We start from the raw sequence: 13511 nt of genomic DNA, 5'->3' as shown, positions 1-13511 counted from the left end.
AACTCGACCGCGGTCCTGCAAGACCAAGCTCCGCACGACGCCACCCCCGCCGCTGCCCCGCAGTTTGCGGTGCTGGGCAGCGGCTCCCTTTTGCCTCGGGAGCCCGGAATCTCATAAGACAAGCTCCACCACGAGTTGGTCCCCTTCGACGCCGATCTCGCGCAGCGCATGTCGGATCGGGGCGTGCGGATCCTGCAGGCGACCGATGCGGGCGAGTTGCTGCCGCGAGTCGCCACCACGCCCGACTTCTTCGAATGCCGCTTCTGCCCGTGGTCGGGGCGCTGCTGGGGGCTGCCGGCATGAGCGACGACGGCGTCCTGCACTTCAACCCGTGGATGGACTTCAACGACGGGCCGCCGTCCGAGAACCCCTTCGGCTGCGACCCCGAACAGATCGCCGTCTTCCTCGACACCGTGTTCAGCTGGTGCGAGGGGCTGATCCCGCTCCGCGGCTTTGTCGACAAGGGTCAGGGCCGGGACGGCAAGCCGCACAACATCTGGATCCCCGCCGACGACACCGCGCCGGGAAAGCTCGCGACCTTCGCTGCGTGGGCGAACCGGGAGGGCGCCGCCGTCTATGTCATCCCCGGCACTGTCGAGGAACAGGGTCAGGCCCGCGCCGCCGACGTGCTGCAGATGCAGGCCATCGTGGTCGATCTCGACGCGGGTGACATCCCGGCGAAGCTGGACCATGTCACCCGCCACCTCGGCCCGCCCACGCTGATCATCGAAAGTGGTGGGCGCACTCCCGAGGGTGCGGCGAAGCTGCACGTCTGGTGGAAACTGACCGAACCCGCCGAGGGCGACGACCTGGTCACCCTCTGCCGCCTTCGCGGCGAGATCGCCGTGAAGGTCGGCGGCGACACGCATTTCCGCTCGGCCCACCAGCCGATCCGGGTGCCTGGCACCGTCTATCACAAGCACGGCCACCAGCGCCTCGTGCAGATCCGCGAACATCGAGACGTCGAGGTGGATCTTGCGGATTTCGCCGAGAAGGTCGCCGAGATGCCGCCGCTGCCCGGCGTAGGCTTCGCCAGCGACGTTGCCGCGCCGACCACGAAGCCCGGCATCGATGCGGTGCTCACCACGCCGGTGCGGGAGGGCGCGGTCGACGACTGGTCCCGGTTTCAGGGGGCCAGCGCCGCCATCGGCCATTACGTGCGCCTGGTGCACGAGGGCCGCCTCGACCCGTTCGCGGGCTGGGAGGCGATCTGCGGCTACAACGCCGCCATGCTGCGCCCGTCCTGGCCGCTCGATCGGCTGATGGCCGAGTCCGAACGGCTCTGGGAGCTGCATGTGAAGCGCAACGGTCCGCCGCTCCTGCGCGCAGCCCACGCCCATGCCCCGGCCAGCCCGCTGCCGACCTTCAGCCTCGGCGCACTGCTCGACGACACCAGTCCGATGCCCGAGGACGTCATCGGGCCGCGCGTGCTGACGCCGGGCGGGCTCCTGGTGCTGGGCGGCGCGCCCAAGGTCGGCAAGAGCGACTTCCTGATCTCCTGGCTCGTGCACATGGCGGCGGGCGTGCCGTTCCTCGGCTTCACGCCGCCCCGGCCGCTGCGCGTGTTCTACCTGCAGGCCGAGATCCAGTATCACTACCTGCGCGAGCGCATGCAGCAGATCGCGCTGCCCGCCGCCGTGATCGCCGCCGCGCGCGACACCTTCATCGCCACGCCGAAGCTGAAGCTGCTGCTCGACGCGGAGGGCGTCGCCCGCGCGGCCGAGGCGATCCGGGCCGCATTCCCCGACGCGCCGCCCGACATCATCGTCATCGACCCGATCCGCAATCTCTTCGACGGCGGACCTGAGGGTGGCGGCGAGAACGACAACACCGCCATGATGTTCTTCCTGAAGGACCGGGTGGAGCTTCTCCGCGAGGCCGTCAATCCGGACGCCGGCGTCATCCTCGCCCACCACACCCGCAAGGCCAGCAAGCATCAGGTCAAGGACGATCCCTTCCTCGCACTCTCCGGCGCCAGCGCGTTGCGCGGTTTCTACACCTCGGGTCTGCTGATGCACCGGCCTGACGAGGACAGCAGCGTCCGCAGGCTGGAGATCGAGCTGCGCAACGGCCCCGCGTTGCCGGGCAAGCTCATCGACAAGGTGAAGGGCGAGTGGGTCGAGTTGAACCCGCTGAACGAGCGCCTGGTGCGCAAGGAGGTCGGCGCCAGACTCGATGCCGAGCGGCTGCGCAAGCATGATGTCATCCTCGGCATGCTGCTGGATGAGGCGGCGAGCGAGCGCCTCTACACCGCCATGCAGTTCGCCGAGACCTTCGAGAACCGGGGCGGTCTGGGCAGCAAGCACACGATCCGCGAGCGCCTCAGCGTGCTGGCGACCAAGGGCTTCGTGAAGTTCCTGCGCGACCCCTCGGGGTTCGGCTTTCCCGTCACCCGGTCGCGGTTCGGCTACCTCTGCGTCGAGGGAATGCAGTTCGGCGCACCCGAAGAGCATGTCGATCCGGACACCGGCGAGGTCGCCACCGAGGTCCGTCCGGTCCTGCCCAGCCACTTCAAATGCCCCCAATCCGGGCTCTGCCTGCAGGTCGAGAACCCCGCTGTCTGGGTCTACCCGGAGGGGCTCGAGGACGACCTCACTCATATGAGTGAGGCCTGACTCATATGACAGCGCCAACTGTGAACTCAACGAAATCAACGGGTTACGGGCAAATAAGAGTTAGGTCCCTAACTCATGCCCGAAGACTTCATGAAGTCTTATTCCGCAATGATTTCAGCTACTTAAACACCTCGGAACAGTTAGGTGTCAAACCCCCATACTACGTATGGGAGGGCCACCCCACAGGGTTGGCCACTCCTCCCATACGTCCGGGTCAGCCGCGCGCGCCGCCGTGACGGTCTGTTGTGCTTCCCGATCCGACGACGGCGGCCCCGTACCGCCAAGCACCAGACCGCCGTCGTCTTCCACCACCACAGGCCACCGGCAAAGGAGACCCATCATGGCTCAGCCGACTCTGATCCCGAATTGCGACGGCGCAAGGTTTGAATCGCTGCCGCTCGACACCCCCCGCAACCGCTGCATCCTCGCGCTCGACCTCGGCACCTCGACCGGCTGGGCGATCCGCGGCCATGACGGTCTGATCACCAGCGGCACCGTCTCGCTGCGCCCGGGCCGCTTCGATGGCGGCGGCATGCGCTACCTGCGCTTCACCAACTGGCTGACCGAGATCGACCGGCTGTCCGGTCCTGTCGCCGCGATCTGGTTCGAAGAGGTCCGTCGGCACGCGGGCACCGACGCGAGCCATATCTACGGCGGGCTCATGGCCACGCTGACCGCATGGGCGGAACTGCGCGGCGTTCCCTACGAGGGCGTCCCGGTCGGCACGATCAAGCGCCACGCCTCAGGCAAGGGCAACGCCGACAAGGCCGCGATGGTCGCTGCCGTCCGCGCCCGCGGCTTCAGCCCGGCCGACGACAACGAGGCCGACGCCATCGCCCTGCTGCTCTGGGCGATCGAGACGAACGGGGGTGTCGAATGAGATGGCATCCCCACGGCTACGGCGGCCGACGCCGGGATCCCGAACAGGTAAAGCGCGAGGGCTGGCTCGAACAGGGTGTCCTCGCGGTCTCGGCCGATGACGACCGCCTCACCTGGCCCGAGCGTGAACTGGTCCGCCAGCTCGGCGAGAAGCTCTACGGCCCGCGCGCTTCCGACAGGGAGGCGCGTCATGGCTGATCGCGAATGGACCGCCGACTGCGTCGCCGATCATTTCGAGGAGGCGTTCCGCACCCTGCGCAAGCTGCCGCCGGTGAAGGCACAGGGCTACTTCAACACCTGGCCCGACATCGTGCGGACCAGCCGCGAGATCGCGGCGATGGAGCCGCAGCCGATGCGGGTCTGGCCCTCGGCCGCCGCGATCACCCGGCTCGAGCAGACCTTCGACTGGGTGCTCTGGATCGAGGAGGCGGAGCGCAAGCTGGTCTGGTCTCGTGCGGCCCGGGTGCCGTGGAAGCAGATCAGCGGGGAACTCGGCTGCGACCGCACGACCGCGTGGCGTCGCTGGCAACTGGCGCTGACCAAGATCGCCGCGCGCCTGAATGCGCAGTGACTCCAATGTGTTGCAACACTTTTTCCTTCGACATCTGCAACAGATCCATGCTATTCCGAAGGCAAGATGGGGAGAGTGCGCTGGAAAGCTCGCTCTCCCCTTTGCGTTGACAGGGGCCTTCTGGACCCCGGTGTCCAGCAAGGGTCCGGTCGGGGTCCAGCCCGAGGCAGTTTTCGGTTCCTTCCGGGCCGAAATCGTATGCTGGCGGGCGAAGCGCGAGGGTTTCCCAGTGACACCCCGAAAAACACCCGTTTCGTTTCGCTTGGGGCCTCGCGGCAACAAGCGAAGGGCCTGACGGCCGGAAACCCCATGCCTGAACCGAAACGGCCCCGCGGGGGCATTTCGGTTCACGCCCCCATTTCGCCGCCCGGCACCCCAAGGACATTCCCATGGACGTCGTCGACCTGCCGCTCGAGCAGATCATCCCCTATGCGCGCAATCCCCGGCGCAACGAGCAGGCCATCGCCACGGTCGCGGCCTCGATCCAGGAGTTCGGCTGGCGTCAGCCCATCGTCGTGGACGAGGCGATGGTCGTGCTGGCCGGGCACACCCGGCTGGAGGCTGCGCGCAAGCTCGGCTTCAAGACCGCGCCGGTACATGTCGCCAAGGGGCTGACTGCCTCGCAGGCCCGCGCGTTTCGGATCATGGACAACCGTTCGGGCGAAAATGCCGAATGGGACAGGGAACTCTTGAACCTCGAATTGGCGGACCTGTTGGAGGCGGATTTCGACCTCGGCTTGACCGGCTTCACCGAGGACGAGGTTAACGCGCTGATGTCGAGCCTCGATGCGGGCACCGGTCCGCAGGAGGGCGAAGACGAGATCCCGGAAACGCCGGAAGATCCCGTCAGCCGCCCCGGCGATCTCTGGCTGCTCGGGCACCACCGGCTTCTCTGTGGTGACAGCACGGTCGCCACGGAAGTCGAGCGTCTGCTCGGCCCGGTGAAGCCGCTGCTGATGGTCACCGATCCGCCCTACGGCGTGGAATACGACCCGGGCTGGCGTAACCAGGCGGGGGCGGCCAAGACCAAGCGCACTGGCAAGGTGCTGAACGACGACCGCGCCGACTGGCGTGAAGCCTGGGCACTGTTCCCGGGCGATGTGGCCTATGTCTGGCACGGCGCGCTGCACGCGGCGACCGTGGCGGAAAGCCTCGAAGTCGCTGGCTTCACCATCCGGTCCCAGATCATCTGGGCCAAGGAGCGGCTGGTTCTGAGCCGGGGCGATTATCACTGGCAGCACGAGCCCGCCTGGTATGCCGTCCGAAAGTCCGGCAAGGGCCATTGGGCGGGCGACCGCAAGCAGACGACGCTCTGGCACATCTCGGGCAAGGACCAGGACGAAAAGACCGTCCACGGCACCCAGAAGCCCGTGGAATGCATGCGCCGGCCGATCCTCAACAATTCGAGCCCGGGTCAGGCGATCTACGAGCCCTTCATGGGATCGGGCACCACGCTGATCGCGGCAGAGACCACGGGCCGCGTCTGCCACGGTATCGAGCTGAACCCGGCCTATGTCGATGTGGCCGTCCAGCGATGGCAGAAATTCACCGGGAAACAGGCCGTCCTCGACGGGGATGGAACGCCCTACGACGACCTCAAGACCAAAGACCGCTGAGGGATGGATGACCTGGCTTTACCTTCCGCAGGCTTGCCTGACGGAACAGGCGGCGCATGCCTCTTCGGCCTGTCGCTCTGCTCCGGCGCCGGTGGCATCGACCTCGGGCTCACCATCGCCTTGCCCGGATATCGAACTGTGGGCCATGTCGAACGGGAAACCTACGCTGCAGCCACTCTCGTGGCGCGGATGGAAGACGCGTCCCTGGATCAGGCTGTTGTCTGGGACGATGTTGCCAGTTTCGACGGCCGCCCATGGCGCGGCGCGGTGGACATCGTCACTGCGGGCTATCCGTGCCAGCCGTTCTCTGTCGCTGGCAAGCGTCGGGGCGCGGACGACCCGCGCCACCTCTGGCCGCATGTCGCGCGGATTATTGGAGAGGTCGAGCCACCCTTCGTCTTCCTCGAGAATGTCGCCCATCATCTCCGCCTCGGCTTCCCCGAAGTCGCCGCAGGACTGGTCGGCATGGGCTACCGCCTTGCGGCAGACCTCTTCACGGCGGCGGAAGTCGGCGCGCCCCACAAGCGCGAGCGCCTCTTCATCCTCGCCATCCGCGCGGGCGACGAGCTGGCCGACCCCACGCGCCTGCTCTGGCACCCGCTCGAGTGGCGGGAACCGGACGGAACTGCTGCGCTTGTGGCCGACGCCGAGGGCCAGCGCCAACGAGAACCGGCAGACGAAACCCACGCCCTCGCAGGAAGCGGGCCTGCACGGGATGAACCTTGCTACGACGGCCGCGATGTGGCCGACCCCGCAGACCGACAGTTTCCGCAGCCGGGGCGGCGAACGGCGCGACGAGAAGGGTCTGGACCGCATGGCGCGGGACTGGCCGACGCCGATGGCGAACGACGGCTGCAAGCCGAGCGCGGGCAACCGCCGGAAGGCCGACCTGAACCATGCGGCTGGGATGTGGATGACGCCGACGGCGCGGGATCACAAGGATGGGGCGACGAGCTTGGCGAACACTCCGGTCAACGGCCTGCTTGGCCGCCAGGTCCTGGTGACGCCAGTGGCTGGGAGCGATACCTCCGAGCCGCGCCGGACCTTGAACCCGCTGTTCGTCGAGGCGCTGATGGGCTGGCCCACCGGGTGGACCGGCTTCGCCTCTGTGGCAATGGCGTGGTCCCCCTGGTTGCGGCGCATGCGCTGCGAACTCTGGCGGCTGAATTGCTGGCCGATAGATGAGGTGGTGGCATGAGCCAGACCCGCCTCATGTCGCTGGTCGAGTCCGTTGCCAACGTGATGATCGGCTACGGCGTTGCCGTGGTCACGCAGATCCTGATCTTCCCGGTCTTCGGGCTGCATACGACGCTGGCGCAGAACCTGAAGATGGGTGCGGTATTCACCGTGGTGAGCATCGCGCGGTCCTATGTCCTGCGGCGCCTCTTCGAAAGGTTCCGTTGACGCGATGCGGGACGATCCTTTATTGTCGCGCTGCTGCGAATTCGGCTTCGGCCGACTTGAGTAAGCCAGCGGCTACTCTGACCTTGGGGCATTATCCTGCAGGTTTCGCGGTCCGGCATGCGGAGCCACGGATCACCGGGCCTCGCGCGAGCAGGAGCTTCCAGCCGGGGAGCGTCCGTTACGGACGTCGCGCATTCGCTTCTCACGAAGTCGAATGAAAGGACCCTTGCAATGGGATCACTGAAACGTATCCGCCGACGGAAGATGATGGCCCAAGGTGGCCGCTGCTACTACTGCGGCCTGCAGATGTGGGACGATGCCGCTGAAACCGCGTCTTTCCAACGAAACAACCACACGAAGCGGACGCCAAGGGCGCTTCGCTGCACCGCCGAGCATCTGCACGCCCGTTCCGACGGTGGTCGCGACACGGATGAGAACATCGTTGCGGCCTGCTGGTACTGCAATAACCAGCGCCATAGGCGGAAGTGCCCGCACTCGCCTGAAGAGCATCGCGTTTACGTCCAGAAGCGCATGGCAGCCGGAAGGTGGCTGCTGGCGCAGGTGTCATCGGTCGGTCTCACGGCGATACTGTCGAGGCCATCATAGCTAGAGGCCGCCGCCCGTTTTGGGCGGCGGCGTAACGCTTCTGGCGTGGGTCAGGCGGCGGGAAGCCGGTAGACCCGCCCGCGCCCCTCGACCTTCTCCGAGGTCACCTCGAGTCCGAGCTTCTTCTTCAGCGCCCCGGCCATCGCGCCGCGCACGGTGTGCGACTGCCAGCCCGTCGCGGCCATGATCTCCTCGATGGTCGCGCCGTCCGGCGCGCGCAGCATTGCGATCAGAGTGGCCTGCTTGGTGCCCTCGCGCGGCGTGCGCGTCTTGGGCGCGGGTTCGAGGGCAGCCGAGGTGTTCGGCTCGATGCCGATGGCGGCAAGGCCTGCGTCGGTGGCAACCAGCGTGACGCCGTGCCCGTCGCCGGTCTCGCGCCAGACGGGTTCGCCCTTGCGCATGTCCGCCTCGGCCTCTTCGAGCAAGCCCTTCGCGAGCATCGTGCCAACCACCTTGGCGGCGGCGCCACCCCGCAGGCTCTCGGGCAGCGGCAGGGCGATGTGCTCGGGCCGCTGGGCGGCGGCGCTGAGGATGATGGCTTGGGTGTCGGAAAGCTGGGTCATGGGGGCGTCTCCGTATTCGGGTCGCGTCCGTCGCGATCCCTTCTACGACCCCGAGCCGCGCCCGCGCGCGGCAGAGGTCCGGAGATTCCGGAGGTCAGTCTGCAAATTCGCCTTCGCCGAACGCGCTGTCGGTGATGCGCTTCAACAGGCTCGCGTAGTGTTCGAGGGTACCGACGTGGCCCCAGTTGATCTCGTCGGGATGGGCGTCGAAGTGGTCATCACTCAGCCTCTGCAGGCGGACGAGCATCGTGTCGATCTCGGCCTTCTTTTCAATGAAAGCCGCCAGCGCGGCTTCTTGGTTCCTGCGGGCCTTTTCGGCGCGGAGTTGGTGGCGGTCGGTCATCATCCTGCCCCCTCAGTTCTTCTGCTCGATCATCGCGAGGATCGCGCAGGCCATGCCGCCCAGAAACTCGCCGCGCCGGAAGACGATCTCGTCGATCTCGGTCGCGCGGGTGATGGCGGGATCGACCTGAAGGTCGGCGGCCATGTGCGGAAGCAGGCGGGCGGCTTCAAGGTTGTAGCGTTCGGCGAGGGTCATGGCAGGCTCCGTGGTGTGCATCGTTTTAGTAGGAACAGCTTCGCTCTGCCGGGGCACATCATCCAGTATAATCGCAGCAATTACATGGCTTTAATCGGAGAATTCGGATCATCTCATGTCGTCAGCCACGCAACCCATCGGCGTGATCGCGCGGCTCCTCGATCTCTCGGAGCGCCGGGTTCAGCAGCTGAGCCGAGAGGGCGTGATCCCGAAGGCCGAGCGCGGCCAGTACGACCTGATCGGATCGGTGCGCGGCTATGTCCGCTACCTGCGCGATCAGGCCACCAAGGCGCAGGCCGGTGCGCCGGATTACGCGGCCGAGCGGGCGCGCTTCATTCGGGCGCGGGCTGATCTCGCCGAGATGGAGGCCGAAGAAAAGCGTGGCGCGCTGATCGCGGCAGAAGAGATCGAGGCCGCCTGGATCGCCGTTCTGGCACTTCTGCGCACCCGCTTGCTCGCGCTGCCGGACCGGCTGGCGCCGCAGGTTTTTGAACAATCAACCGTCGGAGACACCCGGAATCTGATCCGAATGACCATCCGCGAGGTGCTCGATGATCTCGCGCAGCCAGATGTCCAACTCGAAGCCAGCGCTGACATTGACGGGCTCGCCGATCCTGAAGCGGACGGTGGAGACGGCGCTGAAGGTGCTGCGCCCGCCGCCGGAACTGACGATCAGCGATTGGGCGGACCAGAACCGACGGCTGAGCTCTGAGGCCAGCGCCGAACCCGGGCAATGGCGCACGAGCCGGGCCGAATATCAGCGCGGGATCATGGAGTCGATCTCGGACGCCTCGACCGAGACGGTGGTCATCATGTCCTCCGCCCAGGTCGGCAAGACCGAGGTGCTGAACAACGCCTGCGGCTATCACATCGATCAGGATCCCGCGCCGATCATGGTGGTGATGCCGACCGAGCGCGACGCGGAAACCTGGTCGAAGGACCGCTTCTCGCCGATGGCCCGCGACACGCCCTGCCTGCAGGGCAAGATCGCCGATCCGCGTTCGCGCGACGGCAACAACAAGATCCTGCACAAGCGGTTTCCGGGCGGGCATCTGACCATCGTGGGTGCGAACGCGCCCTCAGGTCTGGCCAGCCGCCCGATCCGCCTGCTGCTTTGCGACGAGGTGGACCGCTACCCGTTCAGCGCGGGCGCCGAGGGTGATCCGGTCAACCTCGCCCGGAAACGCACGGTGACCTTCTGGAACCGCAAGATCGTGCTGGTCTCGACGCCCACGAACAAGGGCACCAGCCGGATCGAGGCAGCCTTCGAGGAAAGCGATCAGCGCCGGTTCTGGGTGCCATGCCCGGACTGCGGGGCGGAACAGGTGCTGACCTGGACACAGGTGCGCTGGAGCAAGGCGCCCGAGGGCGACCACCGGCCCGAAACCGCGCGCTACCACTGCGCGGAATGCGATGCGGCGTGGCGGGACGAGACCCGCTGGGCGGCCGTCTCAAAAGGACATTGGGTGGCGGAGCAGCCCTTCGCGGGCGTGGCGGGGTTTCACCTGAACGAGATCTACTCGCCCTGGGTCAGACTGGAGGCGATGGTACGCGCCTTTCTCTCGGCGCACTCCGGCGGGGACGAGACGATGAAGACCTTCGTTAATACGTCGCTCGGTGAGACTTGGGTCGAGACCGGGGAAGCCCCCGATTGGCAACGGCTCTACGACCGGCGCGAGGCTTGGAAACCGGGCATGGTGCCTGCCGGCGGGCTGTTCCTGACCGCCGGGGCCGATGTGCAGAAGGACCGGATCGAGGTCGATGTCTGGGCCTGGGGCCGCGGGTTGGAAAGCTGGCTCGTCGATCACGTCGTGATCGAGGGCGGGCCGGACCGGCATGACGCATGGTCGGAGCTGACCGCGCTGCTGGACAAATCTTGGCCACATGAACGCGGCGCGCATCTGCGCATCGCCCGGCTCGCCATCGATACGGGCTACGAGGCTCCGGCGGTCTATTCCTGGTCGCGGGCGCAGGGATTTGCGCAAGTCTCGCCGGTCAAGGGCGTCGAGGGGTTCAACCGCTCGAGCCCGGTCTCGGGCCCGACTTTCGTGGACGCGACCGAGGGCGGCAAACGCTTGCGGCGCGGAGCCCGGCTCTGGACGGTGGCGGTGTCGACCTTCAAGGCCGAGACCTATCGCTTCCTCCGGCTGGAACGGCCGACCGAGGAGGAGATGGCCGACGGGGCGGCATTCCCGCCCGGCTCGGTGCATCTGCCGACATGGGTCGAAAGTGAGTGGCTGAAGCAGTTCGTGGCCGAACAGCTGGTGACGGTGCGCACGAAGCGCGGCTTCGCCCGGCTGGAATGGCAGAAGCTGCGCGAGCGCAACGAGGCGCTGGATTGCCGAGTCTATGCCCGCGCCGCCGCCTGGATCGCGGGCGCGGACCGTTGGCCTGACGAGAAATGGCGCGACCTCGAGGATCAGCTCGGGTCTGCACCTTACGGTGACACCGATCCCGCCGGTCAAATTCACCGGCCCGGACAGGCTCCACAGGGCAAGCGCCGCTCCGACTGGCTCGCGCGGCGCGAAGGATGGTTTTGAACATGACAGACTGGACGGAAACAGAATTGTCGGCTCTGCGCCGGGCCTATGCCAGCGGTACCACCCGGGTCAGCTATGACGGAAAGTCCGTCGATTACGGCTCGGCCGAGGATCTACTGGCTCGCATCCGGACCATCGAGCGCGCCATCGCCGGAACGTCCCGGCCATTGCCGGTGGCCGGGCTTGCGGGCTTCTCGCGCGGAGACCGGTGATGTCGGCCAACTGGTTCGACAGGGCCATTGCCTCCGTCGCCCCTCGTGCTGCTGCCCGCCGCGCGCTGGCCCGTCAGGCCTTCGAGACCCTGACGCGCGGCTATGACGGGGCCGCGAAAGGGCGACGGACGGACGGCTGGCGCGCGCCAGGATCCTCGGCTGACACCGAGATCGGCGTCGCGGGGGCTCTGCTTCGCGACCGGATGCGTGATCTGGTCCGTAACAACCCGCATGCGGCCAAGGCCGTGGCGGTACTGGTGAACAACATCATCGGCGCAGGCATCATGCCGCGCGCCGCCAGCGGCGACGACAAGCTCGACCGGAAGGTCGATGCGCTGTTCGAACGCTGGACAGCCGACTGCGATGCCGACGGTCAGCTCGACTTCTACGGTCTGCAGACGCTGATCTGCCGCGAGATGGTCGAGGCGGGTGAGGTGCTGGTGCGCCGCCGCCTGCGGCGTGCGAGCGACGGCCTTCCGGTGCCGCTGCAATTGCAGGTGCTGGAGGCCGACTTCCTCGACGCCTCGAAATCCGGCGTCCTCGGCGCGGGACGCCTCGTGCAGGGGATCGAGTTCGACCCGGTCGGCAAACGCCGGGCCTACTGGCTGCATGCAGAGCACCCCGGCGATGCCTGGGGCGCGCTGAACGGCGCACTTGGATCGCGCCCGGTCCCAGCGACCGAGGTCGCCCATGTCTACGAGAAGCAGCGCACGCAGGCACGCGGCGTTCCCTGGGGCGCGCCGGTGATCCGCAGCTTGCGCGATCTCGACGATTACGAGGTGGCGGAACTCGTCCGCAAGAAGACCGAGGCCTGCGTCACCGCCATCGTCTTCGGCGACGACGAGGCGCAGCAGGGCATCGCGCCCTCGGTGGTCGATGCCGACGGCAATCGGGTCGAGCAGTTCGAGCCGGGGCTGATCGCCTATGCGCGTGGTGGCAAGGACATCCGCTTCAACCAGCCATCGGCGACGGGGGGCTACGGCGAATACAAGCGGGCCAGCCTGCACACGATCTCGGCCGGGTTCCGGTTGCCCTACGAGCTGCTGACCGGCGATCTCAGCCAGGTTAACTATTCCTCGATCCGGGCGGGCCTCGTGGAGTTCCGCCGGATGATAGACGCCGTCCAATGGCAGCTGTTCATTCCGATGTTCTGCGCGCCGGTCTGGCGCTGGTTCACGGAAGCGGCATGGGCCGCAGGCCAGATCCCGTCGCCGGATGTCCCGGTCGAATGGCAACCGCCGAAGTTCGAGGCGGTCGATCCCCAGAAGGATGCGATGGCGGACCTGCTGGCGATCCGCTCCGGCACCATGACTTTGGCGCAGGCCATCGCCCGGCAGGGGCGCAACCCCGACGCCGTGCTGGCGGAAATCGCCGCGACCAACGCGAAGCTCGATGGCCTCGGGCTCGTGCTCGACAGCGATCCGCGCCGCGTCACCAAGACCGGTAGTGCGCAGGCGGGCGATCCGGTATTAAGTACGGACTCGAGTTAAAGAGAAGCTTTGGTCATTTCGCTCAACGCAGAACGAAATGCTTCGGTCGCGCCAGCGCCGGTACGCCCCCAGTATTCGTGATCCGGCCGTTTCAACATTTGGGTAAAGCCGAACCGCTCGGGAACTTTTCCGCCGCCATGATCGGCAACGAATACCTTCGAAAAATACCACTCGCTTGTCGTTCGGTTCAGACCACCAACCTTTTGCCCCCGAAAATGAACGGTCATCTGAATTTTTAGGGCAGCACAGGAAAAGTCCGGATGTTCGTGAAGCTCTCGAAAAAGAGCCGCGACTGGGACGGGCAATTTAGCGATGGCAAGTTCAAGGTCTGACGGCATGAATTTCTGTCCTCGATAGTGCCCCGCGGCGTGGTGTAGGAGCGCCGACCCTCGGAGAGGTCAGGGCTTGTTCAGGTGGCCACGGCGGGCAGCCTGACGGTTGGATTGTCGGTCACACGGGCGAGCGTTTCAAGGCTCA

General features: G+C 66.7%; 16 protein-coding genes and 1 pseudogene. 13 read left to right on the top strand and 4 right to left on the bottom strand.

Going from position 1 to position 13511, the window contains the following annotated elements; genetic code table 11:
• Positions 1–299: 299 nt before the first annotated feature.
• From GL284_RS20560 to GL284_RS21975, 9 genes and pseudogenes are all read left to right on the top strand, one after another.
• Positions 300–2615, top strand: coding sequence for an AAA family ATPase (locus GL284_RS20560; RefSeq protein WP_230383222.1), 2316 nt, complete (start codon positions 300–302; stop codon positions 2613–2615).
• Between the two features lie 340 nt (positions 2616–2955).
• The gene (locus GL284_RS20555; RefSeq protein ID WP_230383223.1) at positions 2956–3495 is read left to right on the top strand and encodes a hypothetical protein; all 540 of its coding nucleotides are present in this window, start codon (positions 2956–2958) and stop codon (positions 3493–3495) included.
• Complete coding sequence (locus GL284_RS20550; protein WP_071166130.1) at positions 3492–3692, top strand: hypothetical protein; 201 nt, start codon at positions 3492–3494, stop codon at positions 3690–3692. Before GL284_RS20555 ends, GL284_RS20550 begins: the two co-directional genes overlap by 4 nt.
• A complete protein-coding gene (locus GL284_RS20545; protein WP_018303644.1) occupies positions 3685–4065 on the top strand; it encodes a DUF6362 family protein in 381 nt (126 codons plus the stop codon). The genes GL284_RS20550 and GL284_RS20545 overlap by 8 nt, the downstream gene beginning before the upstream one ends.
• Before the next feature lie 389 nt (positions 4066–4454).
• A complete protein-coding gene (locus GL284_RS20540; RefSeq protein ID WP_113900018.1) occupies positions 4455–5681 on the top strand; it encodes a DNA modification methylase in 1227 nt (408 codons plus the stop codon).
• A 3-nt stretch (positions 5682–5684) separates the two neighbouring features.
• Positions 5685–6191: pseudogene (locus tag GL284_RS21720) on the top strand (DNA cytosine methyltransferase); the annotation flags it as partial.
• 205 nt (positions 6192–6396) lie between these two features.
• Positions 6397–6879 carry a hypothetical protein gene (locus tag GL284_RS21715; RefSeq protein WP_230383226.1) on the top strand — a complete coding sequence of 161 codons (483 nt, stop codon included), beginning with the start codon at positions 6397–6399 and terminating at the stop codon, positions 6877–6879.
• On the top strand, positions 6876–7085 hold the full coding sequence (locus GL284_RS20530; RefSeq protein ID WP_154491274.1) for a DUF7220 family protein: 210 nt from the start codon (positions 6876–6878) through the stop codon (positions 7083–7085). The genes GL284_RS21715 and GL284_RS20530 overlap by 4 nt, the downstream gene beginning before the upstream one ends.
• 117 nt (positions 7086–7202) lie before the next feature.
• Complete coding sequence (locus tag GL284_RS21975) at positions 7203–7691, top strand: HNH endonuclease (RefSeq protein WP_425274265.1); 489 nt, start codon at positions 7203–7205, stop codon at positions 7689–7691.
• Between the two features lie 50 nt (positions 7692–7741).
• Here GL284_RS21975 and GL284_RS20520 read toward each other — a convergent pair whose 3' ends face one another.
• The 3 genes from GL284_RS20520 to GL284_RS20510 all read right to left on the bottom strand — a co-directional run bounded on the left by GL284_RS20520 (position 7742) and on the right by GL284_RS20510 (position 8792).
• Positions 7742–8254 (bottom strand): DUF3489 domain-containing protein, encoded by a 513-nt coding sequence (locus tag GL284_RS20520; RefSeq protein WP_155046280.1) that lies wholly within the window; start codon positions 8252–8254, stop codon positions 7742–7744.
• Between the two features lie 94 nt (positions 8255–8348).
• Entirely contained in the window at positions 8349–8600 is a 252-nt protein-coding gene (locus GL284_RS20515) for a hypothetical protein (protein WP_113900014.1), read from the bottom strand.
• Positions 8601–8609: 9 nt separating this feature from the next.
• Positions 8610–8792, bottom strand: coding sequence for a hypothetical protein (locus GL284_RS20510; protein ID WP_043869402.1), 183 nt, complete (start codon positions 8790–8792; stop codon positions 8610–8612).
• A gap of 115 nt (positions 8793–8907) precedes the next feature.
• On the opposite strand from GL284_RS20510, the gene GL284_RS21710 reads away from it, so the two are divergent.
• From GL284_RS21710 to GL284_RS20495, 4 genes are read left to right on the top strand one after another with little or no spacing between them, the layout of a single operon-like run.
• Entirely contained in the window at positions 8908–9504 is a 597-nt protein-coding gene (locus GL284_RS21710) for a terminase small subunit, Nu1 (protein ID WP_230383224.1), read from the top strand.
• Positions 9419–11332, top strand: a complete 1914-nt coding sequence (locus GL284_RS20505) for a phage terminase large subunit family protein (RefSeq protein WP_341870523.1) — start codon at positions 9419–9421, stop codon at positions 11330–11332. The genes GL284_RS21710 and GL284_RS20505 overlap by 86 nt, the downstream gene beginning before the upstream one ends.
• A 2-nt stretch (positions 11333–11334) precedes the next feature.
• Entirely contained in the window at positions 11335–11544 is a 210-nt protein-coding gene (locus tag GL284_RS20500; RefSeq protein ID WP_155046278.1) for a phage head-tail joining protein, read from the top strand.
• Positions 11544–13034 carry a phage portal protein gene (locus GL284_RS20495; protein ID WP_155046277.1) on the top strand — a complete coding sequence of 497 codons (1491 nt, stop codon included), beginning with the start codon at positions 11544–11546 and terminating at the stop codon, positions 13032–13034. Before GL284_RS20500 ends, GL284_RS20495 begins: the two co-directional genes overlap by 1 nt.
• On the opposite strand, the gene GL284_RS20490 is transcribed toward GL284_RS20495, so the two are convergent.
• The gene (locus GL284_RS20490; RefSeq protein ID WP_147243995.1) at positions 13031–13372 is read right to left on the bottom strand and encodes a hypothetical protein; all 342 of its coding nucleotides are present in this window, start codon (positions 13370–13372) and stop codon (positions 13031–13033) included. The two genes, GL284_RS20495 and GL284_RS20490, sit on opposite strands and share 4 nt — an antisense overlap.
• Positions 13373–13511 lie beyond the last annotated feature (139 nt).

The organism is Paracoccus shanxieyensis, from assembly GCF_009711265.1.
Taxonomy (GTDB): domain Bacteria; phylum Pseudomonadota; class Alphaproteobacteria; order Rhodobacterales; family Rhodobacteraceae; genus Paracoccus; species Paracoccus shanxieyensis.
The sequence above is the reverse complement of the archived record's forward strand: the minus strand, read 5'-3'. Positions and strand labels throughout refer to the sequence as shown.